The organism is Aeromicrobium sp. UC242_57 (genome assembly GCF_044452305.1).
Classification (GTDB): Bacteria; Actinomycetota; Actinomycetes; order Propionibacteriales; family Nocardioidaceae; genus Aeromicrobium.
Map to the genome: position 1 here is coordinate 465,487 of NZ_JBIOAM010000005.1, position 15,469 is coordinate 480,955.

The 15,469-nt window shown below is 67.1% G+C and carries 14 protein-coding genes and 4 pseudogenes; 7 read left to right on the plus strand and 11 right to left on the minus strand.

Annotation, left to right across the window (positions count from 1 at the left end; genetic code table 11):
• Positions 1-120 precede the first annotated feature (120 nt).
• The 3 genes and pseudogenes from ACHMWU_RS24380 to ACHMWU_RS24390 all read right to left on the minus strand — a co-directional run.
• Positions 121-585: a transketolase-like TK C-terminal-containing protein gene (locus ACHMWU_RS24380; protein WP_396047920.1), complete on the minus strand. Its 465-nt coding sequence runs from the start codon at positions 583-585 to the stop codon at positions 121-123.
• Positions 585-1,304, minus strand: a complete 720-nt coding sequence (locus tag ACHMWU_RS24385) for a hypothetical protein (RefSeq protein ID WP_396047922.1) — start codon at positions 1,302-1,304, stop codon at positions 585-587. The genes ACHMWU_RS24380 and ACHMWU_RS24385 overlap by 1 nt, the downstream gene beginning before the upstream one ends.
• A gap of 469 nt (positions 1,305-1,773) precedes the next feature.
• Positions 1,774-2,463: pseudogene (locus ACHMWU_RS24390) on the minus strand (pyruvate dehydrogenase); the annotation flags it as partial.
• 242 nt (positions 2,464-2,705) lie between these two features.
• Here ACHMWU_RS24390 and ACHMWU_RS24395 point away from each other — a divergent pair.
• From ACHMWU_RS24395 to ctlX, 5 genes and pseudogenes are all read left to right on the plus strand, one after another.
• Complete coding sequence (locus ACHMWU_RS24395) at positions 2,706-3,152, plus strand: Lrp/AsnC family transcriptional regulator (protein WP_396047924.1); 447 nt, start codon at positions 2,706-2,708, stop codon at positions 3,150-3,152.
• Between the two features lie 128 nt (positions 3,153-3,280).
• Entirely contained in the window at positions 3,281-4,120 is an 840-nt protein-coding gene (gene ddaH / locus ACHMWU_RS24400) for a dimethylargininase (RefSeq protein ID WP_396047926.1), read from the plus strand.
• A gap of 174 nt (positions 4,121-4,294) precedes the next feature.
• A pseudogene (locus ACHMWU_RS24405) lies at positions 4,295-4,897 on the plus strand (ornithine cyclodeaminase); the annotation flags it as partial.
• Entirely contained in the window at positions 4,890-5,165 is a 276-nt protein-coding gene (locus tag ACHMWU_RS24410) for a hypothetical protein (protein WP_396049201.1), read from the plus strand. The pseudogene ACHMWU_RS24405 and the gene ACHMWU_RS24410, both read left to right, overlap by 8 nt.
• Positions 5,158-6,132, plus strand: a complete 975-nt coding sequence (gene ctlX / locus ACHMWU_RS24415) for a citrulline utilization hydrolase CtlX (protein WP_396047928.1) — start codon at positions 5,158-5,160, stop codon at positions 6,130-6,132. The genes ACHMWU_RS24410 and ctlX overlap by 8 nt, the downstream gene beginning before the upstream one ends.
• Before the next feature lie 92 nt (positions 6,133-6,224).
• Here ctlX and ACHMWU_RS24420 read toward each other — a convergent pair whose 3' ends face one another.
• From ACHMWU_RS24420 to ACHMWU_RS24455, 8 genes and pseudogenes are all read right to left on the minus strand, one after another.
• Complete coding sequence (locus tag ACHMWU_RS24420) at positions 6,225-6,521, minus strand: LPXTG cell wall anchor domain-containing protein (protein WP_396049202.1); 297 nt, start codon at positions 6,519-6,521, stop codon at positions 6,225-6,227.
• A complete protein-coding gene (locus ACHMWU_RS24425; RefSeq protein ID WP_396049307.1) occupies positions 6,464-6,913 on the minus strand; it encodes a hypothetical protein in 450 nt (149 codons plus the stop codon). The genes ACHMWU_RS24420 and ACHMWU_RS24425 overlap by 58 nt, the downstream gene beginning before the upstream one ends.
• Before the next feature lie 18 nt (positions 6,914-6,931).
• Positions 6,932-7,338 (minus strand): annotated as a pseudogene (locus ACHMWU_RS24430) (SdrD B-like domain-containing protein); the annotation flags it as partial.
• A gap of 199 nt (positions 7,339-7,537) precedes the next feature.
• On the minus strand, positions 7,538-10,615 hold the full coding sequence (locus ACHMWU_RS24435) for a hypothetical protein (RefSeq protein WP_396047930.1): 3,078 nt from the start codon (positions 10,613-10,615) through the stop codon (positions 7,538-7,540).
• Between the two features lie 169 nt (positions 10,616-10,784).
• A complete protein-coding gene (locus ACHMWU_RS24440) occupies positions 10,785-11,444 on the minus strand; it encodes a hypothetical protein (protein WP_396049308.1) in 660 nt (219 codons plus the stop codon).
• 157 nt (positions 11,445-11,601) lie between these two features.
• Positions 11,602-12,234, minus strand: a pseudogene (locus tag ACHMWU_RS24445) (phosphatase PAP2 family protein); the annotation flags it as partial.
• Positions 12,235-12,287: 53 nt separating this feature from the next.
• The gene (locus tag ACHMWU_RS24450) at positions 12,288-13,205 is read right to left on the minus strand and encodes a lysylphosphatidylglycerol synthase transmembrane domain-containing protein (protein ID WP_396047932.1); all 918 of its coding nucleotides are present in this window, start codon (positions 13,203-13,205) and stop codon (positions 12,288-12,290) included.
• 434 nt (positions 13,206-13,639) lie between these two features.
• Positions 13,640-14,254 carry a hypothetical protein gene (locus tag ACHMWU_RS24455; RefSeq protein WP_396047934.1) on the minus strand — a complete coding sequence of 205 codons (615 nt, stop codon included), beginning with the start codon at positions 14,252-14,254 and terminating at the stop codon, positions 13,640-13,642.
• 85 nt (positions 14,255-14,339) lie between these two features.
• Between ACHMWU_RS24455 and ACHMWU_RS24460 the strand changes: the two genes are divergently transcribed.
• Positions 14,340-14,492: a hypothetical protein gene (locus ACHMWU_RS24460; RefSeq protein ID WP_396047936.1), complete on the plus strand. Its 153-nt coding sequence runs from the start codon at positions 14,340-14,342 to the stop codon at positions 14,490-14,492.
• Positions 14,493-14,512: 20 nt separating this feature from the next.
• Entirely contained in the window at positions 14,513-15,451 is a 939-nt protein-coding gene (locus ACHMWU_RS24465) for a hypothetical protein (protein ID WP_396047938.1), read from the plus strand.
• Positions 15,452-15,469: the final 18 nt, after the last annotated feature.

Consider the following 15,469-nt stretch of genomic DNA (forward strand, 5'->3'; position numbering starts at 1 on the left):
GCGCTCCGATCCTCGCGCAGCAGGACCTGCTTGTCTGCCGACGGATGTCCCCACTTGGGCTGTCTCGTCACGACACCTGTCGGGCGTTGCTACAGATCGTCTTCCTCGAAGGTGGGGCCGTCAGCGGCCGACAAGAGTCAGCGCGGCGGCGACGATCGAACCGGTGTCGATGCCGTGCAGCTGATAGGCATCGGCCAGGTTGCTCGACTGCCCGAAGTCGCTGACGCCGAGGCACCGGATGCGGTCGCCGCGGGCACCAGCCAGGAACGACAAGGTGTGCGGATGGCCGTCCATGACCGTCACGAGTGGTGCTGCGGACGCCGCAGGGAACAGCGCACCGATGATGTCGTCGCCGCGTGCCGCACCGACCGTCCCGCGCTGGTTGAACGAGCGGAACACCAGGTCAGGGCTGGTCAGGCAGACGACACCCGCGGTGATCCCTTGACGGTTGAGCGCCTCGGCCGCCGCGACGACCTCCGGCATGATGGCACCGACACCGACCAAGGTGACGTCCTCGGTGGCCGGGTCATGGGTCGTCAGGCGGTATCCACCGGCGATCGACTGCTGACGTCGGCGCTCGAGCATCAGCCGTCCTCGGGCAGCGCGGCCAGCGACTGGTCGATCGGCCTGGTCGATAGCCGGAAGTACGACGACGTCCCTCCCTCGATGCCGACCTTGCTCATCGCGGTCAGCATGCACCACTCCAGGTCCTGCGCGAAGGCAGGCTCCCACGCGATGCAGTGGGGCTGTTCCAGGCCGATCGACGGCGTCGTGATCGACTGGTGTGCACCTCCCTCCGGAGCAAGCGTCACTCCCGACGGGGTGCCGATGATGATCGACTGGCCGCCCGAGTAGATCCCGTACGACCAGGGCTCCAGCGCCCGCGAGATGAACGGGTCGTACAGCGTGGCGATCGGGATCAGCCGCTCTCCCCACCGCGACCAGGTCGCACCGAGTTCTCCGAGCAGGCACACCAGGTTGACCTCAGCGATACCGAGCTCGATGTGCTGCCCGTTGGTGACCTCGGACCACTTCAGGACCCGTTCGGCGTCATCGGCGAACCAGTCGAGCCGGTCCTCGACCGACCAGACACCGGTCTTGTTGATCCATCCACCGAGGTTCGTCGACGAGGCGACGTCCGGGCTGCACGTCACGACCCGGTCGGCGATCTCGGGTGCGGCGCGCTTCAGATCGGCGAGCAGACGACCGAGCGTGGCCTGGGTCGAGATCGGTGCCTTGTGCGAGCGGGCCAGCCGCACGGGAACGCTTCCGGTCGGCTGGGTCACGATCGGCGGACGGGCCATGACCGCTCCGCGTGACTCGCACAGTCGTGCCGCCGCCGATCCGTCCGGGAACCCGGCCCACGGGTCGTCCGGGGTCGGTGCCGCAGGCCCGGGCGAGCTCGAGGATCTGGTCACCGGTCAGCAGCGCTGAGTGGTTGTTGGGGTGCCCCTCGGTCGGGAGACCACGACCCTTGACCGTGTAGGCGAAGATCACGGTCGGACGGGTCGTGTCGATCTCGCGGTACGTGTCGATCAGCAGGCCGATGTCATGACCTCCGAGGTCGCGCACCGCATGGGCGAGCTCGTCGGCCGTCAGCGAGGCCAGCAACGCGCGCAGCTCGTCACTCCCGTGATCGCCGATGATCCGCTGGGCGATCTCGGCGGCGTCGACCCGCAGCAGCCGCTGGTACTCCTCGTTGGGCATGTCCTCGAGCCGCTGACGCAGCTCGACGCCGCCGGGCCGACCGAAGAGCTCGGCGATCGCACGGCCCCACTTGAGCGTGACGACCTGCCAGCCGGCCGCCTCGAACATCCCCATCAGCCGATGGATCTGGACATCGGGCACGACCCGGTCCAGCGACTGTCGGTTGAGGTCGACGATCCACAACAGCTCGCCGAGCTTGGCCACCGACGGATCGGCCACGGCCTCCCAGATGGCGCCTTCATCGAGCTCAGCGTCACCCAGCAGGCTCACGAACCGTCCCGCCGCCGGCGCCGTCGGAAAGTGCGAGCTGACGTATCGGTGCGACATCGCGGCCCACAACGCCGCCGTCGCACCGATGCCGACCGAGCCGGTCGAGAAGTCCACCGTGTCGGGATCCTTCAGCCGGCTCGGATACGACTGCAGGCCCCCCTTGGAGCGCAGCGTCGTGAGGTACTTCTCGTCCAGGTCGCCCAGCAGGTAGTTGATGGCGTGCAGCACCGGAGAGGCGTGCGGCTTGACCGAGACCCGGTCGAGCGCAGTCAGCTCGGAGAACCACAGCGAGACCATGATGTCGACCATCGACGCGCTCGACGCCTGATGACCACCCACCTTGACGCCCGACTCGTTGGGCCGACCACGGTTCGCTGCATCCACGATCGAGGTCGCGATCCATCGCACCCGTTCGGCGATGTCGCGCAGCACCCCGGCATCGGCCTCGACGGCGTGAGACTGGACGGAGAGGGTGGACTGTGTCATGGCGATCCTCGGTGACTGGCGCGGAGATGATTCGACTCCGTTGCGTCGACCGGGTCAGGTCGCAAGCGGCTCGTCGAGCTAGGTCGGGGATCGCCCGTGAGCGACTCTGGCACGGTTCTCGCGGCGGCGACCCTTTGCTGCGCGATACGAGCGTTCTTCGACGGTCCGGACCAATCTGGGGCATAGTTTGCGCAATGATCATGCCTGATTCAGCATGATTCACTAACAGGAAGGATGCCGCCATGGACTTGGTCGACGAAGAGATCCTGTCGATCCTGACGGCCAATGCCCGCACGCCGATCAGCGAGATCGCCCGACGAGTGAACCTGTCGGCGGCACCCGTGGCACGCCGGGTCGAACGGCTCGAACGGTCGGGGACGATCCGAGGCTACGTCGCGGTCGTCGACCAGGGACGAGCCAATCAGCTGGAGGCGTTCACCGAAATTCGGCTGACAGGAGCCACCGACACGTCCGAGCTGCGCGACATCGTCAAGGACATCCCCGAGGTGCAGCAGTTCTTCACGATCGCCGGCGATCCCGATGCGCTCGTGCGCATCGTCGTGTCAGACGTCGACCACCTGCAAAGGGTCGTCAACGCGATGCGCCGCACCGGAAAGGTCACCGGCACCAAGACGTTGATCGTGATGAACTCCTGGGACCGCAGGTCCCAGGACATGGTCGATCCCTAGCTGCCGACCCGCTCCGGTCGACGCTCCGCCAGATTGTTGCCTGGCACGCAGTATCTGTGCGCCTCGGACCACGATCAACGCAACAGATCGCGATTGTTTCGGTGCCATACGGGCCATACGTTCAAGTCATGACCACCGACACGCTCACCGTCACCCCCACGCAACGTACCGCCAAGCACCAGCACTACCTGATGTGCCGGCCCGAGCACTTCGACGTCACCTACACGATCAATCCGTGGATGGACCCCACTGCTCCGGTCGACGCCGCGCTCGCGCTCCGTCAGTGGGAGATCCTGCGGGAGACCTACCTGAGCCTCGGCCACACGGTCGACCTCATCAACCCGGTCGAGGGCCTCCCCGACATGGTGTTCGCGGCGAACGGCGGAATCGTCCTGGACGGTCGCGCCATGGCCTCGCGATTCACCCACGACGAGCGTGCTGCCGAGGGTCAGCTCTACCTCGACTGGTTCGCTGCGGCCGGATTGACGCCTGCCGTGCAGGCGACCGAGCAGAACGAGGGCGAGGGCGACGTCCTGCGCATCGGTGACATCTTCCTCGCCGGCACCGGGTTCCGCACCTCGTTGGCAGCTCACCGCGAGATTGCGACCTTCTTCTCGACCGAGGTCGTGTCGCTCGAGCTCGTCGATCCCCGGTTCTACCACCTCGACACCGCCTTGACGGTGCTGGACGACGAAAACGTCGCCTACTTCCCGGGCGCCTTCAGCGATGCCAGCCTCGAGATCCTGCGGGCACGCTTCCCCGACGCCGTCATCGCGACCGCCGACGATGCACGCGTGTTCGGGCTCAACGCCATGTCGGACGGCTACAACGTCGTGCTGTCCGCTCGTGCGGTCGACCTGCACCGTGAGCTGCGCGCACGCGGCTACAACCCCGTCGGCGTCGACCTAACCGAGCTGTTGAAAGCCGGCGGATCCGCCAAGTGCTGCACGCTGGAGATCCGCGCATGAGCGCCGTCCCGTTCCTCGACGTCGCGAGCACCGCGCGCTGGGTGCGCACGGTGGGCGCCGAGCGCATCATCGCCGAGATGGCTGCGGCCATCGAGGACGACTTCCGTCGCTGGGAGCTGTTCGACAAGACCCCCCGGGTGGCCTCTCACACGCACGAGGGTGTCATCGAGCTCGATGCCCACCAGCGATGGCACGACCTACGGCTTCAAGTACGTCAACGGCCACCCGCTGAACCCCAGCCGGGGCTTCCAGACCGTCACGGCATTCGGTGTCCTGGCCGAGGTGCACAACGGCTACCCGTGCTTCGTGACCGAGATGACGATCCTGACCGCGCTGCGCACCGCGGCCACGTCGGCGATGGCCGCACGCTGGCTGGCCCGGCCGGACTCGTCGGTCATGGCCATGATCGGCACGGGCTCGCAGGCAGAGTTCCAGGCGCTCGGCTTCCGCGCCCTGCTGGGGATCACCCAGCTGCGGGTCTGGGACACCGATCCGGGGGCGATGCAGAAGTTCGTCCGCAATGCAGAAGCCCTCGGCTTCGACGTGCACGTCGCCGCAAGCGCCGCAGATGCCGTGACGGGTGCCGACATCATCACGACGTGCACGGCCGACAAGACCAATGCGACGGTGCTGACCGACGACATGGTGGTGCCCGGCGTGCACATCAACGCCATCGGCGGCGACTGCCCCGGAAAGACCGAGCTCGACCGCGAGATCCTCGAGCGCGCGACCGTCTTCGTCGAGTACCCCGAGCAGACTCGCATCGAGGGTGAGATCCAGCAGCTTCTCCCCGTCGTTCGAGGTCACCGAGCTGTGGCAGGTCATCACCGGCACACAGCCCGGACGAGTCCTGGACGACGCCGCGCAGATCACGATCTTCGACTCTGTCGGCTTCGCGATCGAGGACTTCTCCGCGCTGCGCTACACCCTGGCAGCCGTCGCCGGGACCGACTACGTGTCCGAGGTCGACCTCATCGCCGAGCCCGTGGATCCCAAGGACCTGTTCGGGCTCGTCGCACCGGCAAACGCGCACATCCGTGTCTAGTCATCCGCAAGGAGCGCAGGCCCCGTCGAGCGTCATCCTGGTCAGGCCGTACAGCTTCACGCCCAATCCGATGACGGCGGCCGACAACCTCTTCCAGGCGATCGACTCCACACGCAGCCCGCACGAGCTCGCGTACGCCGCCTATCGCGAGGTGACCGGGCTGGCCGAGACGTTGCGCGACCGAGGTGTCGGGGTGCACGTGTTCGACGACGTCGGACCTGATCTGCCCGACAGCGTCTTTCCCAACAACTGGCTCTCGACCCACGACGACGGGCACGTGGCGCTGTACCCGATGTACTCGCCCAACCGGCGGGGTGAGCGCCGCAGCGACGTCATCGACCGGTTGCGCGAGAGGTATGCCGTCAGCGAGGTCACCGACTACTCCGAGATGGAGGCCGGCGGGCACTTCCTCGAAGGCACCGGGGCCATGGTGCTCGACCACCAGGAGGCGGTCGCCTACATCGCGCGGTCCCACCGGGCCCACGATCACGCCATCGGCCGCATCTGCGCCGACCTCGGCTACGAACCTGTCGTGTTCGGCACCGCCGACCGCCAGGGCACACCGATCTATCACACCAACGTGATGATGTCGGTGGCCACGCGGTACGCCCTCATCGGGCTGACCACGATCACCGACACGGCCGAACGTCGGACCGTGACGGCGAGGTTGGAGCGTTCCGGACGCGATCTGATCGACCTGTCCCACGACCAGATCGAGAACTTCGCCGGCAACGTCATCGAGCTGCGTGGAGCCGATGGACTCGTCCTGGCCCTGTCGCAGCGTGCCTATGACAGCCTGCGGCCTGGTCAGCGTGCCCAGATCGAGCAGCATGCCGAGCTGCTGCCCGTCCCGGTGCCGACGATCGAGCTCGCCGGCGGTTCGGTGCGGTGCATGATCGCCGGCATCCACCTGCCTGCCCGTCAGCTGCGCGAGGCGTCGGCGGGTGCCCTCAGCCCCACGATCTGACGTACCACTCGCAGACACACCACCTCCAACGACAGAGCTGCCGCCGACCTCAGTGCTGAGGTCGGCGGCAGCTCTGCCGTGCGGGTCAGCCGTCAGTGCCTCCGCACCGGACGGTTCTCGCGACGCGATGCGGACACGAAGGCCGCCCCGGCCAGGAGAGCTGCTGCACCGAGGCCCAGCAGCCACAGAGCGGGACCGCCGGTGTTCGGCAGCAGACCCTCGTCGTCGTTCTTGTTCTTGCCGTCGTCCTCGTTGCCGTTGCCGACATCGGAGTCCTTGGGCTTGTCCGGTGTCCCACAGGCCGTGTCCGTCTGGGTGACACTGTCGACGGTCAGCTCGAGCCTCGTTGAGGTAGCCGGTTCCCCTCCTCGGTCTCGGTGAGCGTGCAGTTGCGCTGCTCAGCCGTGATCGCGGTGTTGACGGTGGCCTCGACGACGACCTGGTACACGTGGCTCTTGCCGCCGGGGAGCTTCTGCTCCTTGACCAGGCTCGTGTTGTCGACGCCGTCGAAGTCGGGATTCACGACGATGTCACCAGGATCGGTGTTCGAGGCCGACACCTCGTCGATCTTGATGCTGCCACCGAACTTCAGCTTGTCAGCCAGGTCATAGACGCCCTCGGCGGTGCCTGCATTGGCCACCACGACCTCGTACGTCACGGTCGCCCGGTTCGCCGAGTCAGGCTTCGACTGGTCGACCAGCCGCTTGTCGACCGTGATGTCGACGTTGCGGTCGATGACCAGACCCTGGTCCCACGACGGATCGGCCGAGTCCGGCGCCAACGCGAATTCAGCGGCCTGACCGGTCGTGACGTCACCGTCGGAGTCGACCGTGTCGTCGTCACCGGCGTTCTGCTGGGTGAACGTCGTGTTGGACGTCAGACCATTCGGGTCGAACGTGACCCGGTAGGTGCCGAGGCCAGACCCTTGAACGAGTAGGCGCCGTTCTCGTTGGTCGAGGTGGTCAGGCTGACGGGATTGCCGTCGAGGTCCTCACCCACCAGGGTGACCGGGAAACCGGCAACACCGGGCTCGTCGTCGTCCTGGATGCCGTCCTTGTCCACGTCCTCCCAGACATAGTTCCCGACCGCCGACTCGATGACCTGCGCCCGACGGATCGCCGGACCGACCGGCTGGGTCACGCCGGCAGCGCGTCCTGCGGTGCGGTTCTCGTAGACGTCGCCGCCGGCGTTGCCGATCGGCGTCATCGTGATGTCGACCGTCAGAACGTCGGTCGGCTCGAAGTCACCGGCCCGCAGGAACCGCAGACCCGTCACCTCGGCGGCCGTGGCAGGGCAGTCGGCTGCCGTGCCGTTGCCGGACTCGACTGTTCCGCCGCGGCTCGCCGAGCACCAGGTCGTGGCACCTGCGGCACCGTTGGAGGCGTCGTCCGGGTCGACCTTGAGGTCAGCCGGTGCCCGCTTGGTGTACTGGATCTCGACGTCGTCGCCGGCAGCGACCGTCGCGGTGTCGAACCGCAGCGTGCCGGTGAAGTCGCTGCCGAACAGCCCATCGGCCGGCAGCACGTCGATGACATCGACGTCGGAGACGTTGTCGGAGGAGTCGACGTTGGCGAAGTCGACCGTCCACTTCAGCGTCCGCGGCGTCGCGACCGCCTCGGGATTGATCTCGATCAACGGCTTGTCGACCTGCTTGGAGATCTTGACTCCGGTCGGCGTCACGATCTGGATCTGAGCGGTGTCGGTACGAGCCGACAGCCGGGACGGATCTCCAGGCGTGCTGACGACGGTCGTGTTGGTGTAGTTGCCGTTGCGGACGGTCTGCAAGATCTCGACGGTGTAGATGATCGGATCGACCGTCTCGTCTGACGGTCTGCTCGCCCAGGTCCCACTTGATGTAGGTCTGACCTGCTGGGCACGCCAGCTCCGAACCTGCCGGAGCGCCGTCCTGCACCAGCACGGGGCTCAGCGCATCACCATTGGCCCGCCGCGAGGAGACGAATGCCTGGTACTTCGGCAGGCAGTCCTCGACGACGACCGGGGCCTTGACCCCGGCGCTCACGTCAGCGGTCAACGACGGGTTGAGCCGGTAGTCGATCTCGGCGCCGGCGGAGTACTGCGGCACCGCGGTGTCGGTGAAGTCGTCCGTCGTGCGGTTCTTGACGTACTTGCGGATGCGCGCGGTGACCGCACCGAGGATCAGTCGGTCACCTCCGCCTCCCGTGTGGGCCGCAGGCGTGTAGGTCGACAGCCCGGGGCTCGCCGTCGTGTCGTCCACGATCTCTTCAAGAGTCTTGACGCCGCGGGACGTCCGCTCGCTGGCCCAGTTGGGCAGCACAGTTCCGGTAGGGCCAGCCGACACGAGCGCCTGCAGCGCGATCGAGGCGTTGACAGCGAAGTCAGTCGCGGTCGCTGACGCTTTCGTGCTGTACGAGATCCGAACCCGGTTGACTCCGCTCCACAGGCCGTTCTGCGAAGTGGCACCCGGCACGCCGGCTGGGGTGGCCGACCAGGTACCGGTCGTGCACGACGAGCTGGCCCCGCTACCGGGAGTCGGCGTGTACCCGTACTCGATCTTCAGGTTGTCAAGATCGTCCAGGCCTGACTGCCAGTCTCCGTCGTAGAGAAACGAGGAGATCCACGCGGGCGAACCGCCCGAGGGACGCTGGACCCGGGTGTACGAGCTGCCGGCGTAGTCGAACGTCGTCGGCATCGCCAGCTTGGTGTCGTCCCAGGTGTCACACATGAGCTTGCTGCGAGACAGCTCGGTGCCGGTGGTGGGCGGGATCTGCTCAGCCGAGATCAGGTTGCTCAGCACGGTCTGGCCGGCCACCACGACGGTGTTTCCATCACGGAAGCTGCCGGATCCTGGCGGACCTTCGTACTCCCAGGCAGCGAACTTGCCCGTACCAGTCGGAGTGTTGCCGGGCTTGCCGGTGATACCCGAGAAGCCCTTGCCGAAGCTGCCGGTGATCTCGAGCTTCGTGGTGGCTTCGCGGACGTTGTTCTCGGGGCGCTCGCCCTGGTTGGGCTCGCCGCTGATGTCATCGGCCTCGACATCGGTGAACTCGTTCTTGAAGCCCAACGTCCAGGTGCCGCTGACCTCCTCGCCGAGGTCGCGGACCGCGTCGATCGGGATCTCGATGCGCACCGCGGTCGAGATGACGTAGCCGCTGTCGGCCGGAAGCGCTCCGCCCCCGGATGCCTTGGTCGGAACGGTGTACGCCGTGGTGTCGGCGTCGGTGATCGTCAGGTCGACGACCGTGCCGGGGCCCGAGGAGTCACACGTGATCGTGCCGTTGTTGCGGACCGAGTTCACGTCGGTCGCGGTGCTGTTGGGGACGATCTTGCTGTTGGGCAGCGAGGCCCACAGGTTGAGCGGGCCAGCGTTGCAGCGGGTCAGGCGGGCACCGTACTTGTCGAGCGCGCCCGCGCCTGCGGCGGTCCACGCTGCGGAGCCGGTCGTGCCCGCACCGTAGAACGAGTCAGGACGCAGATCGTCCTTCAACGTGATGGGCGAGGCCAGCGGGGTGATGCCCTTGCCGCCGGCGGGCGTGTTGAGAGTCAGCGGGTAGTCGATGAGGCGGCAGGAGCGGCTCGTGTCGAACGAGCACAGCCCCCAGTAGCCGTAGAGCGGGCCAGTCGTGTCGGTGGTCGACAGCGCGCGCTTCGACACGTCGAAGTTCGCCGCAGCAGACACGGTCTGCGAGACGGCGGGTGAGGTGGCAGGGGTCGTGACCTGCTCGCTCGTGGCGGTCGCGACGACGGGAGCCAGCGAGGTGCCGTGAGGGACCTCGGAGCGGACCTTGGCGACGAACTTGTAGTCGAGGCTCGTGCCGATCGCCTGGTCGTCGACCACACAGGTGACTTCCTGGACCGGGAGGGACTGCCACGACGTCGTCGTCACCGGCACCACCGGAGCCGGGACGATCTCGGGCGAGACGTCCGAACCGGTGAGGCAGAACGGCGGCAGTGAGACGAGCTCCTGGCCCTTCGGCAGGGTGAAGCTGATCGTGGGCTTGGTCTGGTCACCGCCCTCGTAGCGGATGCCGACCGTGTAGGTCACGGTGTCGTTGGTGCGGACGATGTCGTTGTCGGCGCCTGAGTCGTTGCCCGCGCTGTCGTCGCCGGGAGTGAACGGTTCGGTGCCGGTCTTCTGCTTCAGGGTCAGGGTCAACGTCTCGTTGCCAGTCGGCACGGCGTCGAGCGCGGTCTTGATCAGCCCCTTCTTGGCCGGCTCAGGGTCTGCCTCGGGAGCCTTCTCGGGCTCGGCGTCGGACTTGTCCTGCGTCTCGTCCTTGGCCTCGTCCTTGACTGGCGGAGTCGACTCCGGCGCGGACGTGGTCGGCTCGGCGTCCGGCTCAGCCGGGGCGGCCGAGGTGGCAGCCGCCTGCGGCGCGACTTCCTCGCCGCTCGCGGGCAGCGTCATGACTGTCAACGTCAGGGCCAGCGGAACGGCCAGCCACGCAGATCGCGCCTGCCAGCCCCGTCGTCGCCTGTCGGCCCGGTACCTGTGTGCTCCCATTGCTCCTCCATCGCGCTCGGTCGCATGTCGGGCTGTCGGACGACATGCCAGTGCGACCACCTATCTGAAACGCGCCAACTCGCCAAGCGTGACGCCAACCATGCAGGTAAAACTCAGATACAGCCCGAAAGAACTAGGTCACTAGTCCTGACGGACCTCACTTCGGTTGTCAGGAACGACCGCGCCGCCGGACGAGCTCGGCCACGACCGCGTCCTCGTCGCTGATGACGCCGGTGACGCCGAGGTCCAGCACGTCGTCGAGGGCGGCCAGGTCGTTGACCGGCCACGTCATCACCACCTCGACGAACCGACTGAGCTCGGCGACGACCCGCCGATCCAGGAGCGAGCGGTGCACCGAGACCCCGTAGACCGGTTCCGTCTCCGCCAGCCGCCGGCGCAGCCGCGCGAGCTCGATCCGGTTGCGAGCCGACAGCACCCGCCCGACCGACGGCAGGCCGGCGAAGACGTCCACCAGCGGCCAGTGGCGGCTGCAGACCATGAGCGGATGGCGGTAGCCGCTGCGGCTCACGAGGTCCATGACAGCGAGCGCCGTGGAGACCCGGCGCCCTTTCAGGTCGAGCATCATATCGCGCCGAGCCGGTTGGCGGCGAGCAGCTCGCCGAGCTCCAGGCGCGGGGCGGATGCGGGCACGAGCTTCCCACTTGTCCCACAGGAAGGGCAGAGGGCCCGCCATCTTCAGATGCCTGACCTCGAGGCGGCCGCGGTGCTCGTGGACGTCGCACTCGACGACGTCGGCGCCCAGCGCGTGAGCGACGGCCAGTCCGTCCACGAAGTTGGCGGCACGATGGGCGATCGCGAGGGCCGGCATTCAGTCCCCCCGCCACTGGTGCGGCGCTGTCGGCTCGCACCTTGTCCGCTCGTCTGCGTCGTTGCGCGTGGCGGCGGTGTTCCAGGCGCAGCGCGATGACATGGGCGACGAGGACGAGACAGATCCCGGCGACGACGTCGAGCACATAGTGATTGGCGGTCACGGTGACGGCCAGTGCCATCAGGATCGGCATGGCGCAGCCGACAGCTTTCAGCGCGACCGTCGACGCTGCCGACACGATCGCGATCCCGACCAGCAGGTCCCACCCGACGTGCAGGCTCGGCATCGCGGCGTACTGGTTGACGAACGTCGGCGGCTGCAGCACCCGGTACGAGTGCGAACGTTCGCTGATCGTGTCGACCATGCCGAGCTGGGCCAGCCGGGGCGGAGCCACCGGGAACGTCGCGAAGATGACCATCCCGACCGCGCCCGAGATCATCATGGCGTCACGCAGACGGCGGAAGATGTCGGTGTGCCAGGTCGCCAGCCAGAGCATCGTGACGATGATGACCGGCCAGTGCCCCCAGATGTAGATCCAGTTGGCAAAGTCGACCACGGCATCCGACTGCCCCCAGTGGTCCTGCATCCTGCCTTCGACCGCGATGTGCAGCCGATCCTCCAGGTCGAGCACCTGATGCGCGTTCGCGATGGCGTCGGCTGTCGATCCCACGGTCAGGCCGCGCACCCCGAAGTACAGGAACACCAGCAAGGCGACCAGGACGACCTGCCCCAGGACCCAGATCAGAGGTGTCCGGGGAGCATCCACGACGGTCGTGTTGGCCATGCCCATCCGGTGTCGACAGCAGAGCCAGACGTCCGACTCGGATGCCGGACGTTCAGTCCTCAGCTCCTCTCCATGATCCGCTCCTTTGGCCGAGGCACCAGCCCCGGCGGCGGGATCATGCGGGAACGGCAGCGATCTTGCGGTGTGCCCGGCGGGTGCCGATCAGGCTGATCCCACCCAGGGTCAGGGCCGGTAGCCAGGCCAAGCAGGCCTTCAACGTGACTGCACCCGCTGCGGCCATCCACGGCACGCCGAGCGCGACCAAGGCGACGACCAGTGCGGCGTCCTTGGGGCTCGCACCATTCGGTCCCGGCACCGCTCCGGCGAGCTGGCTCGCGCCGAAGGCGCCCAGCAACGCGAGAGGCGAGACCGGATATCCCGTGGCCGAGACCGTTCCGAGCAGCAGCGCCGCGATCGAGAAGCTGGTAGAACGCCGACAGCAGCAGCGCATGGCCGAGCTGTCTGGGCGGCGGCAGCGCACGGCTCGGCATCAGGTCGGGCCGCACCCGGCGCAGCACGAGAGTCGCCACCAAGGCCAGCACGGCGACCCCGATCGCGACCGAGATCATCTTCACCGGCAGGGCAGTACCCGCGAAGGCGACGAAAGCGGTGAGACCGATTGCGCCGACCAACCGGTCGAGGCCCACGCTCGCCAAGGTGTCGGCGGCGCTGAGCCCGCTGCGGTTGAGCCGGCGCATCCGCCACAGGTCGGTGCCGACATGGCCCGGGGTGAACAGTCCCAGCAGCTCGGCCTCGGCGTTCGCGCGGATGAACCACCAGCCGCTGAGATCGGACGTCGTCAGGACCCGCCACCGCAGCGGACACAGCACGTACTTGCCGACCACCCACGGCAGCAGGCCGAGCAGCACCGGCCACCACGTCACCTCGGGGAGGCGGGGAAGGGTCAGTGCCGGGATCGCTATGGCCAGGGCCAATGTCAGGACCAGGACCACACGTGAGTGCAGGACGGAGTGCATGAGGGACCGTATGTGCATCGCAACCTTTCGAGGAATCACCTGTCGAAGTCACGCGTTCCCTACCGCCAGGGTACGTGCTGTTTATAAGGAAATTCCCGGCGTTGCAGTGCGAAAGCCTGTCCGGCCCTGCCGCAGGCTGTCTCGAACGCTCCCCCTGCACAGCGAGGGAACGAAGGCGGGCGCCCGTCGTCCCAGAAAAAATATTGACGGGTGTGAGACACATCTCTATCTTCTATCTTATCGAATATATCCTCGCGTGGCAGTCACCTCAGTCTCCTCGCGGGACGCGGGCCTGCCGCGCCCCCACCCAAGGAGGCAATGATGAAGAGACACACCAAGACTGTTCTAGCCGGGATCCTCGCCGCGGGCACTGCGCTCGGCGGACTCGTCGGCCTGGCGCCCAGCGCCCAGGCTGTCGACGTGGCATGCAACAACTACTCGTCCTCGAGCAGCGCGTGCGTCAACACGCAGATCGTGATCGACGGGACAAGCCACAGCGCTGACTGGTACCTGCCCAACGGCACCGCCTCGGCGCTCATGGTCCTCAACCACGGGTTCAGCCGCGGCTGCGGCAACTTGCGCGGCACCAGCAAGGCCATCGCCGAGAAGGGCGTCATGGTGCTGTGCGTCAACGGTGACATGACAGCCGGCAACCCCGACTCGCCGACGACCTCGGAGACCTGCTCACGACCCGCGCTCTCACACCTCCGGCCGGCAAGACCCTGCCGCTGCGCTACATCGTCGGCGGCCACTCCGCCGGCGGACACTTCGCCAGCGAGCTCGGCGCGCGCATCGATGCCAACGGCTACAGCAACTTCGCGGGCGCGATCCTGTTCGACCCCGTCGCCAGCAGCGACTTCACCGCGAACCTCCAGGCCATCTCGGACGGCGCCACCCGTCCGGTTCTCGCGGTCACCGCGCGTCCCAGCGTCACGAACCTCTTCAACAACTCTGCTGGTGCCCTGGTCGGCCTCGACAGCGACTACGTCGGCATCCAGCTCGTCTGGACCAAGTACACGGCCGGCATTCCGTCCGGTGGCAGCTGTCACATCGACGTCGAGGGCGAGAACACCGACTTCATCGGCGTCGTCGGAGCCGGTTGCAGCGCCAATGCCACGCAGACCGCGCGTCTCCGTGACTTCGGCGCGGCCTGGGGCGCAGGACCTCGCGACCGGAAGCCACACCTCGGCGTACTACTGCACCGACGCCAACGTCATCTCGACCTGTGGCACCAAGGTCAAGGCGCTCGTCGACCTGACCCTGCCGCTCGCCGCCCCCATCCGCTGATCTCGGGAAAGAGCATTTACATGAACAAGCTGAAATCCATGCCCGTGCGCGCCATCAGTGCGCTCGCACTCGCCTCGGCGATCGCCCTCGCGGCGCCGAGCACTGCCACCGCTGACCCGACGTCGCCGATCACGCCCGTTGCGGTGTCGTCGTACGACAGCAAGATCAAGAACGACGGCACCAACGTCTACTACCCGACGAACGCCACCGGTGAGCTGCCGGTCGCGCTGCTGCTCCAGGGCGGCAAGGTCCACCGTCAGAACTACAGCGACTACGCCGCCGAGGTCGCGTCGTACGGCTTCATCGTCGTGACACCCAACCACAAGAGGCTCAACTTCTTCGACCTCAACTACTACACGTCGGCCAGCCAGATCGGCGAGACGCTGACGTGGATGGGTGACGAGAACGCCAACACCTCCTCACCGCTGCACGGGCTCATCGACACCGACACGATGGTCCTGCTGGGCCACTCCTTCGGCGGCGCCACCGGACTCAGCATCGCCGAGGACAAGTGCTCGATCCCGTTCTGCACGACCCTGACGTTCGACCTGCCGTCAGCCGTCAAGGCCGGATCGTTCTACGGCACCAACAACGCGATCCTCGGCATCTACCCCACCGTCGACAACCAGATCCCGGTCCAGCCGTCCAGGGTCAGTCCGACGGCATGGCTGAACCGGCCCAGGCCGAGAGCACCTACAACAAGATCGCGAACGGCCACAAGCAGATCGTCCGCGTCACGGGTGCCAACCACTACGGCATCACCAACGGCCAGAACCCCGCCCGGGGCCCAGGCCGAGACGAACACGCAGTCGAGCACGCAGTCTGCCAGCATCGAGACCACTGCACGCTGGGCCGCCCTGTGGCTCCGCGCGCAGCTCGGCGACACCGCAGCGGCGAACTACGTCTACACGACGGGCGACGCGGCTGACACCGCTGTGACGGTGACGAGCGCGCCGTAGCACTCGCTCGACCTCGCG